Origin of the sequence: Bradyrhizobium barranii subsp. apii, assembly GCF_011516635.5 — a bacterium.
Classification (GTDB): domain Bacteria; phylum Pseudomonadota; class Alphaproteobacteria; order Rhizobiales; family Xanthobacteraceae; genus Bradyrhizobium; species Bradyrhizobium barranii.
The window spans coordinates 5948528-5971487 of sequence record NZ_CP096255.1; the positions used below are offsets into that span (position 1 = coordinate 5948528).

The 22960-nt window shown below is 65.1% G+C and carries 18 protein-coding genes and 1 pseudogene; 6 read left to right on the top strand and 13 right to left on the bottom strand.

The window, feature by feature from the left end; all coding sequences use genetic code 11:
* The first annotated feature begins 8 nt into the window (after nt 1-8).
* On the top strand, nt 9-863 hold the full coding sequence (locus tag HAP41_RS28455; protein ID WP_166095474.1) for a TorF family putative porin: 855 nt from the start codon (nt 9-11) through the stop codon (nt 861-863).
* Between the two features lies 1 nt (nt 864).
* Here HAP41_RS28455 and HAP41_RS28460 read toward each other — a convergent pair whose 3' ends face one another.
* The 3 genes from HAP41_RS28460 to HAP41_RS28470 all read right to left on the bottom strand — a co-directional run bounded on the left by HAP41_RS28460 (nt 865) and on the right by HAP41_RS28470 (nt 4605).
* On the bottom strand, nt 865-2721 hold the full coding sequence (locus HAP41_RS28460; RefSeq protein ID WP_166095470.1) for a hypothetical protein: 1857 nt from the start codon (nt 2719-2721) through the stop codon (nt 865-867).
* Nucleotides 2722-2837: 116 nt separating this feature from the next.
* Nucleotides 2838-3530, bottom strand: coding sequence for an RlmE family RNA methyltransferase (locus HAP41_RS28465; RefSeq protein ID WP_063983800.1), 693 nt, complete (start codon nt 3528-3530; stop codon nt 2838-2840).
* A gap of 1 nt (nt 3531) precedes the next feature.
* Entirely contained in the window at nt 3532-4605 is a 1074-nt protein-coding gene (locus tag HAP41_RS28470) for a Ppx/GppA phosphatase family protein (protein WP_071914860.1), read from the bottom strand.
* Between the two features lie 212 nt (nt 4606-4817).
* On the opposite strand from HAP41_RS28470, the gene HAP41_RS28475 reads away from it, so the two are divergent.
* Entirely contained in the window at nt 4818-7190 is a 2373-nt protein-coding gene (locus HAP41_RS28475; protein WP_166095465.1) for a xanthine dehydrogenase family protein molybdopterin-binding subunit, read from the top strand.
* 55 nt (nt 7191-7245) lie between these two features.
* On the opposite strand, the gene HAP41_RS28480 is transcribed toward HAP41_RS28475, so the two are convergent.
* Both HAP41_RS28480 and HAP41_RS28485 read right to left on the bottom strand, forming a co-directional pair.
* A complete protein-coding gene (locus tag HAP41_RS28480) occupies nt 7246-8670 on the bottom strand; it encodes a DUF5107 domain-containing protein (RefSeq protein ID WP_166095461.1) in 1425 nt (474 codons plus the stop codon).
* Between the two features lie 18 nt (nt 8671-8688).
* Nucleotides 8689-9489, bottom strand: coding sequence for a hypothetical protein (locus HAP41_RS28485; RefSeq protein ID WP_166095457.1), 801 nt, complete (start codon nt 9487-9489; stop codon nt 8689-8691).
* A gap of 107 nt (nt 9490-9596) precedes the next feature.
* Here HAP41_RS28485 and HAP41_RS28490 point away from each other — a divergent pair, with 107 nt between their 5' ends.
* The 3 genes and pseudogenes from HAP41_RS28490 (at nt 9597) to HAP41_RS28500 (ending at nt 12996) form a co-directional block, all read left to right on the top strand.
* Entirely contained in the window at nt 9597-10100 is a 504-nt protein-coding gene (locus HAP41_RS28490; RefSeq protein ID WP_063983805.1) for a YaiI/YqxD family protein, read from the top strand.
* 2 nt (nt 10101-10102) lie between these two features.
* Nucleotides 10103-11914: an ABC-F family ATP-binding cassette domain-containing protein gene (locus HAP41_RS28495; RefSeq protein WP_166095436.1), complete on the top strand. Its 1812-nt coding sequence runs from the start codon at nt 10103-10105 to the stop codon at nt 11912-11914.
* Between the two features lie 3 nt (nt 11915-11917).
* Nucleotides 11918-12996: pseudogene (locus HAP41_RS28500) on the top strand (D-TA family PLP-dependent enzyme).
* On the opposite strand, the gene HAP41_RS28505 reads toward HAP41_RS28500, so the two are convergent.
* Nucleotides 12993-13895: a LysR family transcriptional regulator gene (locus HAP41_RS28505; RefSeq protein ID WP_166095420.1), complete on the bottom strand. Its 903-nt coding sequence runs from the start codon at nt 13893-13895 to the stop codon at nt 12993-12995. The pseudogene HAP41_RS28500 and the gene HAP41_RS28505 sit on opposite strands and share 4 nt — an antisense overlap.
* A gap of 93 nt (nt 13896-13988) precedes the next feature.
* Between HAP41_RS28505 and HAP41_RS28510 the strand changes: the two genes are divergently transcribed.
* Nucleotides 13989-15206, top strand: a complete 1218-nt coding sequence (locus HAP41_RS28510; protein WP_166095404.1) for an MFS transporter — start codon at nt 13989-13991, stop codon at nt 15204-15206.
* Here the strand turns inward: HAP41_RS28510 and HAP41_RS28515 are convergent, their stop codons facing one another.
* The 7 genes from HAP41_RS28515 to HAP41_RS28545 all read right to left on the bottom strand — a co-directional run bounded on the left by HAP41_RS28515 (nt 15207) and on the right by HAP41_RS28545 (nt 22905).
* Entirely contained in the window at nt 15207-16385 is a 1179-nt protein-coding gene (locus HAP41_RS28515; RefSeq protein ID WP_248577122.1) for a BaiN/RdsA family NAD(P)/FAD-dependent oxidoreductase, read from the bottom strand.
* A 38-nt stretch (nt 16386-16423) separates the two neighbouring features.
* Nucleotides 16424-17341, bottom strand: coding sequence for an SDR family NAD(P)-dependent oxidoreductase (locus tag HAP41_RS28520; protein ID WP_071914878.1), 918 nt, complete (start codon nt 17339-17341; stop codon nt 16424-16426).
* A gap of 238 nt (nt 17342-17579) precedes the next feature.
* Nucleotides 17580-18059 carry a MaoC family dehydratase gene (locus tag HAP41_RS28525; RefSeq protein ID WP_166095395.1) on the bottom strand — a complete coding sequence of 160 codons (480 nt, stop codon included), beginning with the start codon at nt 18057-18059 and terminating at the stop codon, nt 17580-17582.
* A complete protein-coding gene (locus HAP41_RS28530; protein WP_166095388.1) occupies nt 18060-19775 on the bottom strand; it encodes an AMP-binding protein in 1716 nt (571 codons plus the stop codon).
* A complete protein-coding gene (mmsB, locus tag HAP41_RS28535) occupies nt 19775-20665 on the bottom strand; it encodes a 3-hydroxyisobutyrate dehydrogenase (RefSeq protein WP_166095384.1) in 891 nt (296 codons plus the stop codon). The genes HAP41_RS28530 and mmsB overlap by 1 nt, the downstream gene beginning before the upstream one ends.
* Nucleotides 20666-20695: 30 nt before the next feature.
* Nucleotides 20696-21763, bottom strand: a complete 1068-nt coding sequence (locus tag HAP41_RS28540) for an enoyl-CoA hydratase/isomerase family protein (RefSeq protein ID WP_166095366.1) — start codon at nt 21761-21763, stop codon at nt 20696-20698.
* Complete coding sequence (locus HAP41_RS28545) at nt 21760-22905, bottom strand: acyl-CoA dehydrogenase family protein (protein ID WP_166095360.1); 1146 nt, start codon at nt 22903-22905, stop codon at nt 21760-21762. Before HAP41_RS28545 ends, HAP41_RS28540 begins: the two co-directional genes overlap by 4 nt.
* Nucleotides 22906-22960 lie beyond the last annotated feature (55 nt).

The window sequence follows — 22960 nt, forward strand, 5'->3', positions numbered from 1 at the left end:
TTGCACCCATGACCGGCGGTTTGGCGCTGGCCCAATCCCCGGCCGGGGCGCTCGGCCTCGGCAACCGCGGTTGGTCGGCGGCCGACACCTCCCACGCAACGCCTGCCGACGATCTCGAATTCAGCGCTCGCGCGGGGCTTGCATCCGACTACATCTATCGCGGGACCACGCTGTCCGATCATGGCCCCGCAGCCGGCGCCGCCTTCGAGACGAGATGGGGCCCGCTCTACGCCGGCACAACGGTCGCCACCGTCAAGCTGCCGACCCAACCGGCCGCCGAACTCACCTTTGCCGCCGGCGTGCGCCCGCAGATTGCCACGATCGATTTTGATCTTGGGGCGACCTATTTCGCCTATCCCGGTGAAAGACTTCCTGGCGAGACCAACGGCATCAATTATTGGGAGATCGTGGTCCGCGGCGATCGACGCATCGGCGATCAGTTCCGTGTCGCCGGCGGTTACGCCTATTCTCCGAACGTCTCGAACACCGGCGCCTGGAGCCAATATGTGGCGGCTGGCATCGGCTTCGACGTGCCGGAGCGGTTTCTGCTGAAGAACCTGACCGTGTCGTTCACCACCGCCGCCGGCTATTCCTGGTTTGGCAACCAGACCTCGCAACTCGGCGGCTTCCCGCTGCCCGCCTATCTCAACTGGCAGGCCGGCGTGACGTTCACGCACAAGGCGCTCAACCTCGATCTGCGCTACTACGACACCAATCTGTCGAAGGAAAACTGCTTCGTCTTTACAGGCGATCCAAATGCGCGGCCGGGCGGCCGCGCCAATCCGATCACCAACCCGGACGGCCTGGTCTCGAACTGGTGCGGCGCGACATTCGTCGCCAAGGTCTGGTTTGCGTTCAACTAACTTAGGGAACCACCGTCGGCGGCAATATGCGGTAGAGCACGACACCCAGCCCGAGCGCGTCGCCCGTCAGGACGAGCTTTCCGCTATTGATCGTTCGCTGCAGTAATATCCTCTGCAGGTTGGGATCGGGGTGGGTCGGATCGGAATAGAACTTCGCCAGGTTGCTGGTATTCGCATCGATCAGGTAGCGCTCAATCGTCACGGTCGAGCCGTCGCTGAACGGCAGGCTGTCGACCTCAAGCGAAATCCCCTCCGGCGTCTCGGTCGAAATGTTGTTGCCGAATACACGTGTCGGATCATAGTTGTAGACCATGATGTTCGCGGTCGAGTTAGCGCCATCCCAGGTCGCGAACGCGTTGAGGTGGGAGCCCGACCCGCCGGTGAGCGCAGCCTGCACCCGCTGGCCTGACATCTTGTTGTACATCTTGAAGAGGTTCGCGACCGGCTTCGGGTAGTAATCGGCCGGGTTATCGCCATGCGGCACCTTGTGCAGCAGGCTGGCCTGGCCGTGGAAAGGTGTGATGTTCGGATCCCCCTGGCCGTCGCCGATAATGAGGTAAGACCCCATCGATATCTTCTTTTTCACGGCTTCGGACAGGAACGCCGCCGTCCAGGCCGCCCCCTTGTGCGAATAATTGACGTCAGTCGCCTCATAGGCCGTAGGGCCCCATTCCGACAGGAACAGTTTAACGTCGGGCATGTTGGCATTGTTCTTCTTCAAGGCGTCCAGCTTGGCCTTGGCCTTGTCGACCAGATTGTCGAAGAACGCGAAACCGCCGGTGCCGTCTGTCGAGCCGTAATAGTGGAACGAAAAACGATCGAGCCGCGCGTTGAATTTTGCCAAGTAGGTGTCTGCCAGCGGATTGAAGGTCTGGTCGAGGAAGACTTCCTCCAGCGTCGGACGATTCTCCGCCGGATAATAGTTGAAGCTCAGTCCGACCAGGGCCGGCCCGGCCATTTCCAGCGTCTTGCCGTTATAACTCTGGTTGGCGGCGAGTTCGTTTCTGATGTTCACGATCGCCTGCGAGAAGACCTTCTGAACCGGCAAGAGCTGCCTGGGCAGACGGCGCGCATCGAGCCCGTAGGGGTACGACAAGGTCGGATCTTCGGCGTTGGACATCACGTGGGTCTGCAGCGGGGTCCACTGCTGGAGGACATACTTGGCCGGATCGATCCACCACAGCCAACGGCCCCATGACCCCAATGGCTTGAGCCTGTAGGCGGATGGATTGGTGTCACTCCAGTTCTCCGGGGCTGAATCGGCGATATCAGCCTCGTTGCTGACCTCGAAGATGACGGATGACGCCCCGCCGTCGAACGATTTCTTCGCGATATAGCGCACGAGAGCGTTGGCGTATTTCTGGAAAAGTGCCGGAGCCGGCCCGTTCCGATTCCAACTCTCGCCAGGTCCGTATTGCACCAGGCGCGGCGGCATGAAGGCCGCGACCGCCACGTGAGGCGAGAGCCCGCGACCCAGGGCCCACTCAAGATGCCAGGCCAGAGGCTGGCAGTCGCCCGGATGGAAAACGCCGTCCTGCGTGTACCCGAACACATCGCCGGTCTGATCGACATCGCAATAGACATCGCTGAGCAGCAGGCGCGTCCGCTTCATGCCGGTATCGGTGATGATCTGGTTGAACTGGTCGAGAGCCTGCTCGGACGGGCTGTTCGCGCTCTGGTAGATCTTCTTGAGATCACCGAGATCGTCGTTGCCGCTGAGGCCGATATTGTAAGGCCTCTGGGTGCTGACCGTGATCGACGTCCCTGCACGCGACGTCGTCGCCGAAGCAAAGCCGAGCGACGCCAACGCCAGAAAGGAGACCGAGGCAAGGGACAGGCGATGCTTGCAAACGCGCAAGCGTTGTCGATGAAGGCACGGCATGGATTGATCTCACCCGCTGGAATTGCAGATGATGGATCTATCAGCTCAAGATGTTATCGATGTGAATGTCATGCTCATGTGAGCGTGACACGTCAGCCCGGGTCCGGCTGCCCGCCGCGAAACCCCGTCGCCAGCACATAGCGCTCGGAGGAATCCTGTCTGCTGGCCGCGGGCTTCACATGCCGCACTGTCGCAAAATCGCGCTTGAGCTGGGCCAGCAGATCGGCGTCGGCGCCGCTCTGGAACGTCTTGGCCAGGAATGCCCCGCCCGGTTTCAGCACGTCGCAGGCGAACGCGGCCGCCGTCTCGATCAGGCCGACAATGCGGAGCTGATCGGTCTTGCGGTGGCCGGTGGTGTTGGCGGCCATGTCGGACATCACGATGTCGGCGCCGCCCCCGAGCATCGCAGTGAGCTTCGCGGGTGCGTCGTTGTCCATGAAGTCGAGCTGCGCGAAGTCGACGCCGGCAATCTCGGGCATGTCCAACAGGTCGATCGCGACCACCTTGCCCTTGCCGTCGACCGAGCCGACGCGCTTGGCGGCGATCTGGCTCCAGCCGCCCGGCGCAGCGCCGAGATCGACCACCGCCATGCCGTGTTTCAGCAGGCGGTATTTGTCGTCGATCTCGAGCAGCTTGAACGCGGCACGCGAACGATAGCCGAGCGCCTTCGCCTTGACCACATAGGGATCGTTGAGCTGCCGCTCCAGCCACAGCTTCGACGACAATTTGCGCTTGCCGCCGGTCTTGACCTGGACGTGCAAGCGGCCGGTGGTGTCCTTGGCCATCTCACCAGCTCCTGAGTGCGCCGTCCTCGCGCATCATCTCGACCAGCATGCCTTCGCGCAGGCCCCGGTCGGCGACGCGCAGGCGCGGCAACGGAAAGGCGCGGCGGATCGCATCGAGGATGGCGCAGCCGGCCAGCACGAGATCGGCGCGCTCGACGCTGATGCAGCTGTTGTTGGCGCGCTCCTCGTAGCTCATGCCGAGCAGCTTGCTGATGGTCGCGGTGATGTCGGAATCGTTCATCCAGATGCTGTCGATGCGGCGGCGGTCGTAGCGCGCGAGGTTGAGATGGATGCCGGCGAGCGTCGTCACCGTGCCTGAGGTGCCGAGCAGGTGCATGTCGGCGAGATCGCCGCCGTGCGCTTCGGCGAACGGTGCGACGTGGTTGGCGACCTCCTGCTCCATCGCGGCATAGATTTCCGGCGTGACGTCGCGGCCGCCGAATTGCTCGGCCAGCGTCACGACGCCCAGCGGGATCGACATCCAGGCCTTGATGCGCGGCTCCGGATTTTGCGGATCGCGCTCGATCCGCACCAGCTCGGTCGAGCCGCCGCCGATGTCGAACAGGATCGCGCCCCGGCCCCTGGGGTCGACCAGCGGCGCGCAGCCGAGCACGGCGAGCGAGGCCTCGGTCTCGCGGTCGATCACTTCGAGCTCGATGCCGGTCTCGGCCGCGACCCGGCTACGGAAACCTTCCGCATTCGAGGCGGCCCGGCAGGCTTCGGTCGCGATCAGCCGCAGCCGCTTGGCTTTGCGCAAATTGATCTTGTCGCGGCAGATGCTGAGTGCGGCGACGGCGCGCTCGATCGCGGCCTCGCTGATGCAGCCGGTCGCCGAGACGCCCTCGCCGAGCCGGATGATGCGCGAGAAGGAATCGACCACGCGAAAGCCGTCGCTGGTCGGACAAGCGATCAGGAGCCTGCAATTGTTGGTGCCGAGGTCCAGCGCCGCATAGACGCCGGTTCCCGGCGCTTGCGCGGCGACGGCCGGTTCGGGGGCCAACGCCACCGCCGCCATCGACCCCTCCAGCCCACCGTGCGGCGCATGGCCGTCGCGGAGCCGCGTGTGGTCATTCATACAAATTGTCTTTCCGCGGCCCGATGGGGCCGATCTGGAATTGCTTTTTCGCCTGAAACATTAGCAGCGCGGCAAGCCTGCGCAACAACGCATCACATGGGACCATGCCCATTCGTGCGTTGTCGTGAACGGGACCGTGGGTTATTTTTGGTGGGTCCGGTCCTCCAGGCGCCCCCCAAAACGCGCGATTGCCGGCTTTTCAGGTCAATTCCATGCAAGAACACACCAAATCGTCCACGCTCGAAAACGCTATTGCACTGCAAAAATACGGCGTCGGGCAGCCGGTCCGCCGCAAGGAAGACGATACGCTGGTGCGCGGCAAGGGCCGCTACACCGACGATTTCAACCTGCCCGGCCAGGCCCATGCCGTGGTCGTCCGCTCCACCCATGCCCATGGGCTCATTCGCGGCATCGGCACCGACGCCGCCAGGGCGATGCCCGGCGTGCTGGGGGTGTGGACCGGCAAGGACCTCGATGCCGCCGGATACGGCCCCTTCACCTGCGGCCTGCCGCTGAAGAGCCGCGACGGCTCCCCCCTGCTCCAGACCAACCGGCAGCCGCTGGCGACCGACAAGGTCCGTTTCGTCGGTGATCCCGTCGCCTTCGTGGTCGCCGACACGCTGGCGCAGGCGCGCGACGCCGCCGAAGCCGTCGAGCTCGATATCGAGCCGCTGCCGGCGGTGACCGATCCCGAGGAAGCCGCCAGGCCCGGTGCGCCGCTGCTCTATGACCACATCCCGAACAATGTCGCGCTCGACTACCACTATGGCGACATGGACAAGGTGAACGCGGCCTTCGCCAGTGCCGCCCACGTCACCAAGGTCGACATCGAGAACACCCGCGTCGCCGTCGTCTCGATGGAGCCGCGCGTGGGGCTCGCCTCCTACGACAAGAAGACCGAGCGCTACACCATCCAGATGCCGACGCAGGGCGTTGCGGGCAACCGCGCCAACCTCGCCAAGAATCTGAAGGTGCCGAACGAGAAGGTGCGGGTCCTCACCGCCAATGTCGGCGGCTCCTTCGGCATGAAGAACGTCAATTACCCCGAATACATGTGCATCCTGTACGCGGCCAAGGAGCTTGGCCGCCCGGTGAAGTGGCTGGACGAACGCTCCACCAGCTTCCTCTCCGACAGCCACGGCCGTGCGCAGAAAATCCATGCCGAGCTGGCGCTCGACGCCGAAGGGCACTTCCTCGCGGCAAAGCTTGAAGGCTATGGCAATCTCGGTGCCTACATCACCGGCGTCGCGCCGGGGCCGCTTTCGCTCAACACCGGAAAGAACTTTTCCAGCGTCTACCGCACGCCGCTGATGGCCGTCGACATCAAGACGGTGCTCACCAACACCACACTGATGGGCGCCTATCGCGGCGCCGGCCGGCCCGAGGCGAACTACTACATGGAGCGGCTGATCGACCGCGCCGCCGACGAGATGGGCATCAACCGGCTGACCTTGCGCAAGCGCAACTTCATCAAGCCGAACCAGATGCCGTTCCCGGCCTCCTCCGGCGTGACCTATGACAGCGGCGACTTCCAGGCGGTGTTCAACAAGGCGCTCGAAATCTCCGACCACGAGAACTTCACCAAGCGCAAGAAAGAGAGCAAGAAGATCGGCAAGCTGCGCGGCATCGCCGTCGGCTCCTATCTCGAGGTCACCGCGCCGCCGAGCCCCGAACTCGGCAAGATCGTGTTCGATCCCGATGGTTCGGTACAGCTCAACACCGGCACACTCGATTACGGCCAGGGCCACGCGTCGGCATTCGCGCAGGTGCTGTGCGCGCAGCTAGGGGTGCCGTTCGACAGCGTGAAGCTGGAGCAAGGCGACAGCGACATCGTCCACACCGGCAACGGCACCGGCGGTTCGCGCTCCATCACGGCAAGCGGCATGGCCATCGTGGGCGCCGCCAAGCTCGTGATCGAGAAGGGCAAGCGCGCCGCCGCGCACATGCTGGAGGCCTCCGAGGCCGACATCGAGTTCGCCGACGGCAGCTTCACCATTGCCGGCACCGACCGCAGCATCGACATCATGGAGCTCGCCAGGAAGCTGCATGACGGCAAGGTGCCGGACGGCGTGCCTGACAGCCTCGACGTCGACCATACCAGCGAGCCGGTGCCCTCGGCGTTCCCGAACGGCTGCCACGTCGCCGAGGTCGAGATCGATCCTGATACCGGTGTGGTGCAGATCGTGCGCTACAGCGCGGTCAACGATTTCGGCACGGTGATCAACCCGCTGCTGGTCGCGGGCCAGCTTCATGGCGGCGTCGTCCAGGGCATCGGCCAGGCGCTGATGGAGCATGTCCGCTACGACGAGAGCGGCCAGCCGATCACGGGCTCGCTGATGGACTACGCGCTGCCGCGCGCGGAGGACGTTCCGAACATGACCGTCGGCGATCACCCGGTGCCGGCCACGACCAACCCGCTCGGCAGCAAGGGCTGCGGCGAAGCCGGCTGCGCCGGCAGCCTGTCGACGGTGGTAAACGCGGTACTCGACGCCCTCTCCGACTACGGCATCAAGCACATCGATATGCCGCTGACCCCGGAGCGGGTGTGGCGTGCGATCCAGGATGCTAAGGGTAACGCGGCGTAGGGGGAGTTCCGCGATCGTGACAACGCCGGGGGTTCGACCGGCATTCCGAAAGAGATCACTTGATCGCCGTTTCGGCGGCGATCAACTCCTTTCCCTCCGTGGTCGTGATCGTTAGCCGTATCTTTTCCCCGCTACGGCCGTCGGCAATCGCTGCCGAAATGCGATTTCCGTTGTTCGGATCGGCGCTCACGACCCCTCTGAACAGAGCCGTGTCACCCTGTTTCAACGTGACAAGCAACGGGATGGCCGGTTCGACGCTGAAGAACTCGAGAACGGCGCGAGACGCCTCGGCCGAGAAATTGATCAGGATTTTCTCGTTCGCATGCGTCACGTTGCTCATGCCGACGGTCGGGCTGTAGGTTTCCGGAATCGACACCTCACTGCGTGCGGGAAAGTCTGTGCTGTGGAAAAACTGATCTGACACGCCCGCCCATAATTCGACATACGGCCGCCACTCGTTCGGATCCTTCCGGGCATCGGTTTCGCCGGTGAACGACGGAAACCCCCACGTCCACATTTTCAAGCCCCGCGTGAGAGTATTGTCCGCAATGCGAATAATTCCTTCTGCATTGTCATGGTTGATGACGCCCCAGAAATTCCCGCCCTGCATATCTGGTGCAGCATAGGCGATGCCCATCGTTGGCCAGTTCTTGAAGTAGCGCAGATTTTCGAAGCGCCGCCTGCCCATACCCGCGCTCTCGTCGCCGTCTGCCAGATTGGTCGACCAGGCAGGCGTCGTGTAAGTTCGGATCGGCGCGATGATTTCGGCGCCGCCCGTTGCCCTGGGATTTTTCGGCTCCGATCCCGGAGCGAGCGTCGTGCACATCCAGTACTCATATCGCACAGCCTCGTCGTTCGGATTCTTCAGCACCACGCGCGCGTCGAGTGCGGCACGATCGGCCTTCAGCGTGACGTAATAGTTCGCCTCGATGCCGGTCGCGCCCCTGAACTTGCTCGGCCGCGCGGAATAGTCGAAGTCATCACGGAACGACATCACGACCGTGACTTCGCCGGCGCCCTCCTTCACCACCCGGAAAGCCCACGGCTTCAGCCACGTCTTGCCGTGCTCGGCATCCGGGAACGTGGGAAAGATTCCGCCGTACACCATCAGCCAGTCGTAGTAGAAATTTCCGGCCTTCATGCCGTAGGGCACTCCGACTTCCGTTCGATAAAGCTGCTCGTGGCCGGTCGGCTTGTAGACCATGGAAAGAATACGCCCTCCGAATTCGGGCACGAGCGTTACCCTCAGATATCGATTCTCAAGCACGTAGGATTTGAAAGTGCGTTCGACGATCACGCTCTTGTCGAGCGACCCGTTGACAAAGCCATTCTCCGCATCGACGGCGAACTTGACGGTGCTCCACGTCGTCGTCTGCTCGCTGAGCGACACACTATCGGACACCGGTGCGGCGGCATGCACGACGCAAAGCGCCTGGAGTGACAAAAGGAATGCTATTCCAAAACAAACGAGGGCGCGCAAGGAGACCTCAACTGGCTTTCAGGCCGCCGCCTGCTCGCGCGGCTGGTAGATCGCAGTATGCTGGCAGTGCGCCAGCGGCGTCGTGCCGTTGGCTACGACCAGCGCGTCGAGCTCGACGAAGCGGTGGCCCTTCTTCTCGTAGTTCGCGGTGACTTTTGCCCGCGCGGTGATCTCGTCGCCGGCGCCCGCGGCTGACAGCAGCTGCATGCGGCTGCCGACATGGATCCACGGGCCCAAAATCGTGTTGTCGACGAGGACGCGGTTCATCACGCGCTGGATCAGGCCGGGATGGCCGAGCCCCTCGCGCGCAAAAATCGGATCGGCCTCCCTGATGTCGGCAAGATAGTCGGTCGCATCCTGCCCAGCCCAGCGTCGGGGCGTCGTGCCCAGCCATTTGCCCACCTCGAACGCTGCCGGGCTCACAGGCTTGCGCTCGGCAATGGCCGCGACCTCGACAAAGTCGTTCAATGACACCACGGGCGCGGCCGCCGGGAGCGACGCTGTCCCCGTGGCGCAGAGCTCGGTGCGGCTGAAGACCTCGATCGTGAGCAGGCCGTTGTGCTCGGTCGCATCGACATCGGCGGTCTCGCCATCATAGACCGGCTTGATGAAGCGGGCCTCGACCAGCCCGCGCGACAGGAAATCGTGGCCCCAGCGGGCCACCGGCACGTGCATCATGTAGGCGAAGACATCGACGCCGGGGACCAGCCCGCCGGAAAAGCCGAAGCGGCGCGCCACCGTGTCGTCATGCATCTTGTTTTCGGACTGTTTGGCGGTGTTGTAGGCCTCGACGCGGTAGGTTTCGAGCCGGTTCGGCATGGCGGGCCTTTCCCTGAATTCTTGTTGTTTCAGGGTTGATCGTAGGCCCCCGGGAACACCGGTCAATCCCCTCGCCTTTGCGGCCCGAATGGGGTACCACGCGGCGAATGACTGACACCCCCACCCGCATCTATGTCGACGCCGACGCCTGCCCGGTGAAGGACGAGATCTACCGCGTCGCGCTCCGGCACGGAGTGCCCGTGAGCGTGGTTGCCGGCAACTTCATCCGCGTTCCGCAGGACCCGATGATCGAGCGGATCGCGGCCGGCGCCGGCATGGATGCCGCCGACGACTGGATCGCGGAGCGGGCCAAGCCGGGCGACGTCGTCGTGACATCAGACATTCCGCTGGCGAGCCGTTGCGTGAAAGCGGGCGCCGACGTGATCGCGCCGAACGGCAAGCCGTTCACGGAAGAGTCGATCGGGATGACGCTGGCGGTGCGCAATCTGATGACAGATCTGCGTTCGGCCGGCGAGGTCACCGGCGGCCCACGGTCGTTCGCGCCGCGCGATCGCTCCGCGTTCCTCTCCGCGCTCGACCAGACGCTGCGCCGGATCCAGCGCCGCCGTGCCGACCAGGCCGCGACGAGCCAGAATTTGAATCAAGGCTAGTCATGGCGCCGCCCCTGATCCAACTCAAAGACATCAAGCTCACCTTTGGCGGCACGCCGCTGCTGAGCGGCGTCGAGCTCAACGTCGCGCCGAGCGAGCGCGTCTGCCTGATCGGCCGCAACGGCTCGGGCAAGTCGACGCTGCTGAAAATCGCGGCCGGTCTGGTCGAGCCCGACGGCGGCACGCGCTTCGTGCAGCCCGGCGCCACCGTTCGCTATCTGCCGCAGGAGCCGGATTTCGGCGACCACAAGACCACGCTCGCCTATGTCGAGGCGGGCCTCGCGCCCGGCGACGATCCGTACCAGGCGCGCTACCTCGTGGAGCAGCTCGGGCTTACCGGCAACGAGAACCCGGCCAACGTCTCCGGCGGCGAGGCCCGCCGTGCCGCGCTGGCACGCGTGCTGGCGCCCTCGCCCGACATATTGCTGCTGGACGAGCCGACCAACCATCTGGACCTCTCCACCATCGAATGGCTGGAAAAGGAGCTCGACAGCCGCCGCGGCGCGCTGGTGATCATCAGCCATGACCGCCGTTTCCTCACCAATCTCTCGCGCTCGACCGCATGGCTCGACCGCGGCAAGATCAAGCAGATCGATCGTGGCTTCGCCTCGTTCGAGAGCTGGCGCGACGAGGTGCTCGCCGAGGAAGAGCGCGACCAGCACAAGCTCGACCGCAAGATCGTCGACGAGGAGCACTGGCTGCGCCACGGCGTCTCCGGCCGCCGCAAGCGCAACGTCAAGCGGCTCGGCAATCTGCATGCACTGCGCGACCAGCGCCGCAACTATCGCGGCACGGCCGGCACCGCCAGTCTCGCTGCGTCCGAAGCGGAGCAATCCGGCAAGCTGGTGATCGAGGCCAAGGGCATCACCAAGGCCTTCGGCGACCGCGTGATCGTCGACAATTTTTCCACCCGCATCCAGCGCGGCGACCGGCTCGGCATCGTCGGGCCGAACGGCGCCGGCAAGACCACGCTGGTCAACCTGCTGACCGGCGGCGCGGAGCCTGATTCCGGCATCGTGCGGCTCGGCGCCAATCTTGAGACGGCCACGCTCGACCAGCACCGCGAAAGCCTCGATCCCAAATCGACGCTGGCCGAGGCGCTAACCGGCGGCCGTGGCGACCAGATCATGGTCGGCGGCAAACCGAAGCATGTGGTCGGCTACATGAAGGACTTCCTGTTCGCCCAGGAGCAGCGCGGCACGCCTGTCGAGGTGCTCTCGGGCGGTGAGCGCGGCAGGCTGATGCTGGCGCGCGCGCTGGCAAAGCCCTCGAACCTGCTGGTGCTGGACGAACCGACCAACGATCTCGACCTCGAAACGCTTGACGTGCTCGAGGACATGCTCGGCGACTACGAGGGCACGGTGATCCTGATCAGCCACGACCGCGACTTCCTTGACCGCGTCGTCACGTCCGTGATCGCCCCCGAAGGCAACGGCAAGTGGACCGAATATGCCGGCGGCTACAGCGACATGCTGGCGCAGCGCGGTGCCGACCTCAAGCGCGAGACCACGAAGGCGCAAGCCCCCGCGGAAAAGAAAGAGGAGCGGCCAGCTGCTCCGTCTGCCACGGCAAAGCGGCGGCTGAGCTTCAACGAGAAGCACGCGCTGGAAACGCTGCCGAAGAAGATCGAGACCCTGCACGCCGACATTGCCAAGCTGCAGCGCTTCCTCGATGATCCCAATCTCTACACCAAAGACCGCAAGAAATTCGACGACACCTCCGCCGCCATCGCCAAGGCGCACGACGAATTGTCCGCCGCCGAAGAGCGCTGGCTCGAACTGGAAATGCTCCGCGAAGAGATTGAACAGGCTTAACTCATGACCACTCCCCTCGCCGCCAAGATCGCCCGTGAATATGGCACGCCCTGCGCCGTCATCGACATGGACCGGGTCGAGCGCAACATCGCGCGGATCCAGAAGGCCTGCGACGATGCGGGTGTCGCCAACCGGCCGCACATCAAGACGCACAAGAACCCGACGATCGCGAAGCTGCAGGTCGCAGCGGGCGCCAAGGGCATCACCTGCCAGAAGCTCGGCGAGGCCGAGATCATGGCCAATGCCGGCATCGACGACATCCTGATCAGCTACAATCTGCTCGGCGAAGAGAAGATGGCGCGCCTCGGCGCGCTGCAGGCGAAGGCGAACATGACGGTCGCCGCCGACAATTCGACGGTCGTCGCCGGCCTGCCCAGGGCGGCCGCAGCCTCGGGGCGTCCGCTCTCGGTCGTGGTCCAATGCGACACGGGGCGCAAGCGCGCGGGCGTCGAGACCCCGGCTGAGGCGATTGCGCTGGCCCGCGAGATAGCCGGGTCCAAGGGGCTCGAATTCGCCGGCTCATGCTGTACCCGACCGAGACCGGCTGGGCCGACGCGCAGAAATTCTACGACGAGGCGCTGGCCGGCGTGCGCGCGCACGGACTGGACGCCAAGATCGTCTCGACCGGCGGTACGCCGAACCTGAAGAATCTCGGCAAGCTCAAGGGCGGCACCGAGCATCGCTTCGGCACCTACATCTACAATGACCGCATGCAGGTCGCCGCCGGCTCCGCCACCTGGGACGACTGCGCGCTGCACATCTATTCGACGGTCGTCAGCCGCGCCGCGCCCGAGCGCGGCATTCTGGACGCCGGCTCGAAGACGCTGACGACGGACACCGGCGGGCTCGACGGCCACGGCCTGATCCTGGAGCACCCCGAAGCAAAAATTGCGCGCTTCGCCGAGGAGCACGGCTTCCTCGACCTCTCCCGCAGCAACACGCGCCCCAATGTCGGCGACGTCGTCCGCATCGTGCCGAACCACGTCTGCGTCGTCGTTAACATGATGGACGAGGTGGTGATGGTGCGCGGCGAGGAGATCATCGGCACGCTGCCGGTGGCGGCGCGCGGGAAGCTGCGCTAGGCGCGAATTAGAGCTTGCAGCTCCCGATCCAGTCCGTCGCGGAACAGGTTGATCGGGCGAGTCAGTCGCCCGGCCGGCGGGCGATGCACCAGCCATGCGCGCACGGCGGGATTGAACTCCCGCGCAGCGACCGGCTTGAGCTTGTCGCGAAATGCGCTGCGCTTCAGCCCGATCGGCGTGACCAGGCCGACGCCCAGACCGCGTGACACCAGCGACAGCCGAAGCTCGCTGTCCAGCGCCTCCACAGCGACGGTAAACGGTAAATGCTCTGCATCGAAGCGACGCTTGAGTGTGTCGCGAAATCCGCAACCGTCCTGGTTGATCACCCACGAGAGCTGCGACAGGCGCTCCAGGTCGACGGTGCGCGGAATCTTCATGTCGCGCGCGACGACGAACACCACCGGCTGCGACCCGAGATCGTCGGCGACGAGATCGGCAGGCGGCATTGCCCCGTCAGGCAGGCAGATCGCGGCGGCATCCAGCTCGTTGCGGCTGACCCGCTCGACTTGGTTGGGCGACCAGCCCGAGACAACGCGCACGCTCAGTGCCGGAAATTCGGCACGCACCGCGTCGAGCGGCGCGCTGAGTCCGGCCTCGGAGAGAAACGGCGTGAGGCCGAGCCTAAACTCGCCGCGCACAACGCCGTCATTGGCGACGCCTGACTTGAGGTCGTCCAGCATCCGAAGAAGGCGCCGGCCCTGCTCATAGGCCTCACGACCTGCGGCCGTGGGCTTCAACGGTTTCGACAGGCGGTCCAACAACTGCGCGCCCAGCATCTCCTCGAGATTCTGGATGCGCCGGGTTACGCCAGGCTGCGTGAGATTGAGGCGCGTCGAGGCGGCAACGATTGATCCGGTCTCGACCACAGCGACGAAGGCGACAAGGTCATGGGTATTCATAACGAACTCGCATATTCTTTATAGTCTTAATTGAATTGTAGCATATTAGTCACCCCGCTTAAAGGGGACCCCGTACCCTGCCCGCGAGGTCCCATGACCATCTCCGAAACCACCAAGCTCGCATCCCCGAAGCAACTTGCCGAGCGATCCCTGATCTGGCTCGGCGCCATCACCACCGGCGTCGTGGTCACCAATTTGTTCGCGCCGCAGATCCTCGTTGGACTGATCGGCCGGTCGCTGGCCATGACCGCCTGGCAGGCTGGCCTCGTCAGCACGCTAACGCTGCTCGGCTATGCGCTCGGCCTGTTGTTGCTGGTGCCGCTGGTCGATCTCATCGAGAACCGGCGCCTGATCCTGCGCACGCTCGGCTGCGCGATCTTCGCGGCGCTGGCAACGGCGCTAGCGCCGACGCCGTCGCTGCTATTGCTCGCCACGTTCATTCTCGGCGCCTCCTGCGCCGCGATCCAGATGATGGTTCCGCTCGTGGTTTCGATGGTGGCGCCCGAGCGTCGCGGCCAGGCCATCGGTGAAGTCATGAGCGGATTGATGATCGGCATCCTGCTGTCGCGGCCAGCAGCGAGCCTGATCGCAGATCTCTGGAGCTGGCGTGCCTATTATCTCGCCTCAGCCATCCTGATGACGTTCCTCGCGGGTGCGCTCGGCCGTTATCTGCCGACGCTGCGACCGGCAGCCCGCGTCGGCTACGGCGAATTGCTCCGCTCGTTCCCAAAGCTGCTGCGGGAAGAACCTGTGCTGCGCGTGCGGGCCTGGACCGCATCGCTGGTCATGGCCTCCTTCACCGCCTTCTGGTCGGCGGTCGCGCTCCGCCTGCCGGAGGCGCCATTCGGCCTCGACTCCAAGGGCATCGCGGCCTTCGCGCTGATCGGCGTAGCAGGCGCCGCGGCGACACCGCTCGCTGGCCGCTGGGGCGATAAGGGCTGGGCGCGCCCGCTGTTTCTTGTGGCGCATCTGCTCATTATCGGCTCGCTCGCGCTCTGCGCCGTGGCCGGTGCGATGGAGTCCCGCATGGCGGCTCTGCTGGTATTGAGCCTCGGCACGATCCTGCTCGACGTCGGCATCACCGCCGACCAGACGCTCGGCCGCCGCGCCATCAATCTGCTGCACCCCGAGGCGCGCGGCCGCATCAACGGCCTGTTCGTTGCGCTGTTCTTCATCGGCGGCGGCGTCGGCTCCGCAGCGGCCTCGCTGGCCTGGAGTTTTGGCGGCTGGACCGCTGTCTGCGTGGTCGCGGCGAGCTTTGGTGTGCTAGGTCTTCTCACCGATCTTCTGACCAGGACCGGTACGTCGTGATCAGGACGACGCGAGCCATCGCAACACGCCCCTTCCGGCCGCCGCCCCCGTCGCAAACGACGCCTGCAACAGATAGCCGCCGGTCGGCGCCTCCCAGTCCAGCATCTCGCCGGCGGCGAAGACGCCGGGCAGCTTGCGCAGCATGAAGTGGTCGTCGATCTCGTCGAAGGTGATCCCGCCCGCCGTCGAGATCGCGCGCTCGATCGGGGCAACGCCGGTGAGCTGAACCGGAATGGCGTTGATCAGCTTCGCAAGGTCCGCCGGCGAGAACGTCGCCAGCGGACGGCCGGATGCGATGGCGGCCTCCTGCATCAGGCCGATGCCGACCGGCGACAGCTGCGCCGCCTTGCGCAGGAAGTTCGCCAGCGATTGCTTGCTGCGCGTGCCCGACAGGCGCGTGGTCAGCGCGGCCACGTCGAGCTCGGGCCGCAATGCGATCGTCAGCGTCGCCTGCCCAAGACCCAGCACCGCCTCGCGCAGCTCGGCCGACAACGCGTAGATGGCGCCACCTTCGATGCCGCTGCGCGTGATCATGGCTTCGCCACGGACCGTATGCGCCCCGATCCTCAGCGCCACGCCCTTGAGCGGCTGGCCCTCGAAGCGGTCGCGGAACACATCGGACCATGCGACGGTGAAGCCGGAATTGGCCGGCCGCAGCTTTGAGACCGCAACGCCTTTGGACGCAAGGATATCGGCCCAGCCGCCGTCGGAGCCCAGCCGCGGCCAGCTTGCGCCGCCGAGCGCGAGGACTGTGGCCTTGGCCGCGATGGCCTGCACGCCGTCGGCTGTTTGAAACCGAAGCCGTCCTTGGTCGTCCCAGCCGGTCCAGCGATGACGAAACGCGAAACGCACACCGGCGGCGTCGAGGCGTCGCAGCCAGGCGCGCAGCAAGGGCGAGGCCTTGAACGCCTTTGGAAACACGCGCCCGCTGCTGCCGACGAAAGTCGGCTCGCCCAGCGCCGCGCTCCAGGCGCGGAGCCCATCGGGCGAGAACGCCGCGATCGCCGCTTGCAGCATCGGCGCTGCCTCGCGGTAGCGCGCCATGAACTCCGGCAGCGGCTCGCTGTGGGTGAGATTGAGCCCGCCGCGGCCAGCCATCAGGAATTTGCGGCCCGCGGACGGCATGGCATCGTAGACAGTGACGCGGGCGTCGCCCTGCGCCAGCACCTCCGCCGCCATCAACCCGGCGGGACCGGCACCGATGACGGCGACGTCAGTCAGAGCTTGATCCCCGCCCGTGCCGCGGCCTGCGCCACATACTTCTGCGTCTGCTCGAACGCGCCCTGCAGCGCCTTCGCCTTCGACATGTCGCTGATCTCGGCGAAATGCGCGGCGACCGCATCCGGCGTCCATTCGGATTCCGGCAGGTTGATGCCTTCGCTCTCCACAATCTTGATCACGGCGAAGGAGCCGGCACCGGCGCCCATGATGGTGCGGGTCGGTGCGTCCTCGCTCAACATGTACTCGACAGCGGGCGTGATCGCGTTCGGCTTCATCAGTTGCAGCGCCTGCGGCGGCAGCAGCTCTTCCGTCATGCGGGTCGCCGCGGTCGGCGAGATGATGTTGACGCGGATGTCGGTCTTGCGGCCCTCTTCCGCCAGCACGTTCATCAGGCCGACCATGCCAGACTTGGCCGCGCCGTAATTGGCCTGGCCGAAATTGCCGTAGAGGCCTGAGGACGACGTCGTCAGCACGATGCGGCCGTAATTGCGGTCGCGCATGCCGGCCCAGGCCGCCTTGCAGCAATAGAAGGTGCCGACGAGATGCACGTCGAGCACCTTCTGGAAATCGGCGGCCTCCATCTTGCCGAACGACTTGTCGCGCAGGATGCCTGCGTTGGCGCACATCAGGTCAACGCTGCCCCACTCCTTGGTGGCGCGCTCGACCATGGCGGTGACCTGCTCGAAATTGGAGACGTCGGCGCCGTCGGCCATCGCGGTGCCGCCGGCTTTGCGGATCTCCTCGACGACGGCTTCGGCCGGCGACAGCGAGCCGCCGCTGCCGTCACGCGCGCCGCCGAAATCGTTGACGACGACTTTTGCGCCGCGGCTGGCCAGCCCCAGCGCATGCGCGCGTCCGAGGCCATTACCCGCGCCGGTGACGATGGCGACACGTCCGTCGAACCTGATTGCCATTGTGAGTCCTTGTGCTTTCTTCCCTTCTCCCCTTGTGGGAGAAGGTGGCGCGAAGCGCCGGATGAGGGGTCTCTCTCGGCAGATGAGCGTGTGGAGAGATACCCCTCACCCGGCTTCATCTCGCTCCGCTCGATTTCGCCACCCTCTCCCACAAGGGGAGAGGGTGCACCGAGCGCGATTTGGTCAGCTTTTGAGCAGCGATGGGTTGCCGGGTCAAGCCCGGCAACGACACATCGGGTCAGGCGAAATAGATCAACCCCAGCCAGTCGGCGACCAGCGCCGGCTTGTCCTCGCCCTCGATCTCCACCGTGACGTTGGTGCGGGACTGCAACTCGTTGGGCTTGCGCAGCTTGGCTTCGGCCAACATGAAACGGCCGCGGACGCGCTTGCCCGAGCGCACCGGCGAGATGAAGCGCAGCTTGTCGAAGCCGTAATTGACGCCCATCGTGGTGCCGGCGATGACCGGCATCACCTCGTACGACATGATCGACAGCAGCGACATCGTCAGGAAGCCGTGGGCGATGGTGGTGCCGAAGGCGGTCTCTTTCTTCGCGCGCTCCGGATCGACATGGATGAACTGGTGATCCTCAATCACGTCGGCATAGGTGTCGATGCGGGGCTGATCGACCAGGTGCCACGACGACACGCCGATCTCCTTGCCGACCATGGCCTGATAGGCTTCGAGGGAAATCGGCGGCTTCTTCCAGACTTCGTTCACTTAGGTCTCACTCCGTGTTTTCGGCAGCTCCGGAAAATCCTCTTCCCGGAATTCGCGACCGCGCAGCGGATCGTTGCGGTCGTCGTCGCGCTCCAGCCGTCGCAGCTGCACGCGGCGGATCTTGCCCGAGATCGTCTTCGGCAGCTCGGTGACGATTTCAAGGCGGCGGATGCGCTTGAACGGTGCAAGGCGCGTGTGCAGATGCCTGAAGATGGACAGCGCGGTCTCGGGCGAGCGCTCCGCACCTGATGTCAGCAGCACAAAGGCCTTGGGGATCGCGAGCCGGATCGGGTCCGGGCTCGGCACCACCGCAGCTTCTGCGACGAGCTCATGCTCGAGCAGCACGCTCTCGAGCTCGAACGGGCTGATGCGATAGTCGGAGGATTTGAACACGTCGTCGGAACGGCCAACGAAGGTGAGATAGCCATCCTCGTCCGCGAACACGACGTCACCGCTGCGGTAGAGCGTGCCTTCCGCGCCCGAGAGCTTGCCGTCGTCGCCCTGATAACCCTGCATCAGGCCGGCCGGACGGTCAGCACCCAGCACCAGGGCCACCTCGCCTTCCTTCGCCGGATGGCCGTCGGCGTCGCTGACCTGTACGCGATAGCCCGGCAGCGGCCGGCCCATCGAGCCGACCTTGATCTTTTGCCCCGGCGAGTTGCCGGCCAGTGCGGTGGTCTCGGTCTGGCCGTAGCCGTCGCGGATGGTGAGGCCCCAGGCGGCCTGCACCTGGTCGATCACTTCCGGATTGAGCGGCTCGCCAGCGCCGCAGACCTCGCGCAAGCTCACCTTGAACGACGCAAGGTTCTCCTGGATGAACAGCCGCCACACCGTCGGCGGCGCACACAGCGTGGTGACGCCGCAGCGGCCGATGGTGGCAAGCAGCCCCTTGGCATCGAAGCGCGGCTGGTTGACCACGAACACGGTCGCGCCTGCATTCCACGGCGCGAAGAAACAGCTCCAGGCGTGCTTGGCCCAGCCGGGTGATGAGATGTTGAGATGGACGTCGCCCGGCTTCAGCCCGATCCAGTACATCGTGGAGAGATGGCCGACGGGATAGCTGCGCTGGCTATGCAGCACGAGCTTTGGTTTTGCCGTGGTGCCCGAGGTGAAATAGAGCAGCATCGGGTCGTCGGCATTGGTCGGACCGTCAGCCGTAAAGCTCTCCGAAGCCTTCGCTGCCTCGTCATAGGCAAGCCAGCCATCGGAAGCCGCACCGACGACGATGCGGACAACATTCTCGGCACCAAGGCTTGCGAATTTCGCGACCTGGTCTTGCGCTGCCACCACCGCCTTCGCCTTGCCGCGATCGAGCCGGTCGCGCAGCTCGTCCGCGGTGAGCAGCGTGGTCGCGGGAATCACGACGACGCCGAGCTTCATCACAGCCAGCATCGTCTCCCACAACGGCACCACATTGCCGAGCAGCAGCAGGAGATGGTCGCCGCGCTTCAGGCCCTGCGCGCGTAGGAAGTTAGCGACTTGGTTGGAGCGCTGCGAGAGCGCCGCGAAAGACAGCTTGGTTTGCTTGTCCTGTGCGGCATCGACGATCCAGAGCGCGGGCCGGTCCTTGGCGTCCGCATCCTTCGCGAGCTCGTCGAACCAGTCGAGCGCCCAATTGAAGGGAACCGGATCGGGCCAGCGGAAGTCTTTGACCGCTGTCTCGTAATCCGTGCGGTGTTTTAGCAGAAACGCGCGCGCGTCCTGAAATGTCGTCATTAGGCTTTCCCGGCTAGCCCCCTAACGTGCTTGATAATTCCGGAAAAATCCACCCCGCCCTGCCCGGCGGCATCGAAGGACTGATAGATCTCCTGCGCATGCTTGCCGAGCGGCGTGGCCGCGCCCGCGGCCTTTGCGGCGTCCTGCGCCAGCGTCAGATCCTTTACCATCAGCGCCGAGGCAAAGCCCGGCTTGTAATCGTTGTTGGCGGGCGAGGTCGGCACCGGGCCCGGCACCGGGCAATAGGTCGTCAGCGACCAGCACTGGCCCGACGAGGTCGAGGCGACGTCGAACAGCGCCTGATGCGAGAGCCCGAGCTTCTCAGCCAACGCAAAGGCCTCGCTCACCGCGATCATGGAGATGCCGAGGATCATGTTGTTGCAGATCTTGGCCGCCTGACCTGCGCCGGCGCCGCCGCAATGCACGATCTTCTTGCCCATCTTCTCCAGCACGGGCTTTGCCGCAGCAAACGCGCCCTCCTCGCCGCCGCACATGAAGGTGAGCGTCGCGCCCTTGGCACCACCCGTACCGCCGGACACCGGCGCGTCGACCGAGAGCACGCCGTGCTTGGCCGCCAGCGCATGCGCCTGACGCGCGCTCTCGACGTCGATGGTGGAACTGTCGATGATCAGCGCGCCCTTGGCCATGGCCGGAACAACCTCGCTCCAGACGCCGAGCACGTGCTTGCCAGCCGGCAGCATGGTGACGACGACATCGGCTCCCTTCACCGCACCCGCAGCGCTGTCGGCAATGCCGGCGCCATCGGCCTTGGCCTGGTTGCGGGAGGCCTCGGCGAGATCGAACGCCATCACCTTGTGGCCGGCCTTGACCAAATTGGCCGCCATCGGGCCGCCCATGTTGCCGAGACCGATGAATGCGATCGTGGCCATATCGATATCCTCCGCTAGACGTTTCGTTGATTAGTTGAACTTCAGTTCGTCGGCGCCGATCTCGGCGAAATACGGCGCAATCATCGCCGGCGTCACGTCCTCGATGCGCGGCGGCGACCAGGTCGGATTGCGGTCCTTGTCGATCACGGCCGCGCGCACGCCTTCGCGGAAATCGTCGCTGCGAAAGACCTCCAGCGCGGCGCGATATTCGCGCACCAGGCACTCTTCCAGGCTCGATGCGGTGCGCGCGAGCCGCAGCAGCTTCAACGTCACCACCATGCCGCGCGGCGATTTCTCGTTGAGCGTCTTCAGCGTCGCCTGCGCGAACTCGGAGCCGTCGCGCTTGAGCGCAGCGACGATGTCCTCCATGCGGTCGAAGCCGAACAACGCGTCGATAACAGGCTCTTTCGCGCCGACCGGCCCCGCGGTCTCACCGGTCGCAAAGCCGTTGACGAGTTTGCTCACGTCGGCCGCAGTCGCCCCCTGACCAACCTTCGTCAGCGCGCTGCGCAGCTCCGGCCATTTGGCGGCCGGCACGACAGCATCGGCGAACCTCGCATGGATCGCATCGGGCCCGTTCATGGTCTGGCCGGTCAGGCCGAAATACGTGCCGATCTCGCCCGGCGAGCGCGACAACAGAAAGGTGCCGCCGACATCAGGGAAGAAGCCGAGCCCGACCTCGGGCATCGCGAGCCTGGTGCGGTCGGTGACGACGCGGTGGCTGGCGTGGGCGGAGAGCCCGACGCCACCGCCCATCACGATGCCGTCCATGAACGCGATATACGGTTTCGGAAACTTCTTGATCCGGGCGTTGAGGATGTACTCCTCGCGCCACAGGATCTTGCCGAGGTCACCATTGACCTTCGAGCTTTCCCAGAGCGTGCGGATGTCGCCGCCGGCGCACAGGCCGCGCTCGCCGGCCCCCTCCAGCAGGACCACGGCGACGGCCGGATCAGCCTCGAAGCGGTCGAGCGCCTTTTCGATGTCGCGAAACATCTCCAGCGTCACGGCGTTGATCGCCTTCGGACGGTTGAGCCGGATCACGCCGGCCGCACCCTCGACGCGGGCGACCAGATCGCCCTCCTCCACTGAACTCATCGCGCGCCCTCGATCAATTTGCGCGCCACGATGAGCCGCATGATTTCATTGGTGCCTTCGAGGATCTGGTGCACGCGCAGATCGCGCACGATCTTCTCGATGCCGTATTCGCTGAGATAGCCGTAGCCGCCATGGAGCTGGAGCGCCTGGTTGGCGACCTCGAAGCCGACATCGGTGCCGAAGCGCTTTGCCATCGCGCAGAGCATGGTGGCATCGGGGTCCTTGCGGTCGAGCGCGGCCGCTGCGCGCCACAGGAAGGTGCGCGCGGCCTCGAGCTCGATCGCCATGTCGGCGAGCCGGAATTGCAATGCCTGGAATTCGTCGAGACGTTTTCCAAAAGCCTTGCGCTCCTTCATGTAGGTGCGCGCCTTGTCGAGCGCGGTCTGCGCGCCGCCGAGCGAGCATGCGGTGATGTTGAGGCGGCCACCGTCAAGGCCGGCCATCGCGATCTTGAAGCCGATGCCCTCCTCGCCCAGCCGGTTCGCGACCGGCACGCGCGCGTTCTCGAACATCACGGCGCGGGTCGGCTGCGCATTCCAGCCCATCTTGCGCTCGTTGGCGCCGTAGGAGACGCCGGGCGTGTTGCCGTCGACCACGAGGGTCGACATGCCGCCGGGGCCGTCACCGCCAGTTCGGACCATGGCGACAAGAAGATCCGTGCCGCCGGCGCCGGAGATGAACTGCTTCTGGCCGTTGAGGACGTAATGGTCGCCGTCGCGCGCGGCACGGGTGCGCAGCGCTGCCGCATCGGAGCCGGCGCCCGGCTCGGTCAGGCAGTAGCTCGCGATCAGCTCCATCGAGCAGAGTTTTGGCAACCATTTGTGGCGCTGGGTGTCGCTGCCGAAGGCATCGATCATCCAGGACGCCATGTTGTGGATGGAGATGAAGGCCGAGGTGGTCGGACAGCCCGTCGCCAGCGCCTCGAAGATCAGCGCCGCGTCGAACCGCGTCATGGCGGAACCACCGACATCCTCGCGGATGTAGATGCCGCCCATGCCGAGGGTCGCCGCCTCGCGCATCACGTCGACGGGGAAATGCTTTTCCTCGTCCCAGCGCAACGCGTGCGGCGCGATCTTCTCGGCCGCAAACGCCAACGCCATGTCGCGAACCGCGACCTGATCCTCGTTCAGAGCGAACTGCATGCTGGGCTGCTCATTTTTCTCTCGTCATTGCGAGCGAAGCGAAGCAATCCAGACT

Bases quoted from the DNA above. Each gene is read 5' to 3' on its own strand.
- HAP41_RS28510 (WP_166095404.1), top strand. From the start codon at position 13,989: ATGACCATCTCCGAAACCACCAAGCTCGCATCCCCGAAGCAACTTGCC.
- HAP41_RS28495 (WP_166095436.1), top strand. From the start codon at position 10,103: ATGGCGCCGCCCCTGATCCAACTCAAAGACATCAAGCTCACCTTTGGC.
- HAP41_RS28465 (WP_063983800.1), bottom strand. From the start codon at position 3,530: ATGGCCAAGGACACCACCGGCCGCTTGCACGTCCAGGTCAAGACCGGC.
- mmsB (WP_166095384.1), bottom strand. From the start codon at position 20,665: ATGGCCACGATCGCATTCATCGGTCTCGGCAACATGGGCGGCCCGATG.
- HAP41_RS28520 (WP_071914878.1), bottom strand. From the start codon at position 17,341: ATGGCAATCAGGTTCGACGGACGTGTCGCCATCGTCACCGGCGCGGGT.
- HAP41_RS28470 (WP_071914860.1), bottom strand. From the start codon at position 4,605: ATGAATGACCACACGCGGCTCCGCGACGGCCATGCGCCGCACGGTGGG.
- HAP41_RS28475 (WP_166095465.1), top strand. From the start codon at position 4,818: ATGCAAGAACACACCAAATCGTCCACGCTCGAAAACGCTATTGCACTG.
- HAP41_RS28455 (WP_166095474.1), top strand. From the start codon at position 9: ATGACCGGCGGTTTGGCGCTGGCCCAATCCCCGGCCGGGGCGCTCGGC.
- HAP41_RS28490 (WP_063983805.1), top strand. From the start codon at position 9,597: ATGACTGACACCCCCACCCGCATCTATGTCGACGCCGACGCCTGCCCG.
- HAP41_RS28485 (WP_166095457.1), bottom strand. From the start codon at position 9,489: ATGCCGAACCGGCTCGAAACCTACCGCGTCGAGGCCTACAACACCGCC.
- HAP41_RS28530 (WP_166095388.1), bottom strand. From the start codon at position 19,775: ATGACGACATTTCAGGACGCGCGCGCGTTTCTGCTAAAACACCGCACG.
- HAP41_RS28545 (WP_166095360.1), bottom strand. From the start codon at position 22,905: ATGCAGTTCGCTCTGAACGAGGATCAGGTCGCGGTTCGCGACATGGCG.
- HAP41_RS28540 (WP_166095366.1), bottom strand. From the start codon at position 21,763: ATGAGTTCAGTGGAGGAGGGCGATCTGGTCGCCCGCGTCGAGGGTGCG.
- HAP41_RS28515 (WP_248577122.1), bottom strand. From the start codon at position 16,385: ATGGCGGCGGAGGTGCTGGCGCAGGGCGACGCCCGCGTCACTGTCTAC.
- HAP41_RS28505 (WP_166095420.1), bottom strand. From the start codon at position 13,895: ATGAATACCCATGACCTTGTCGCCTTCGTCGCTGTGGTCGAGACCGGA.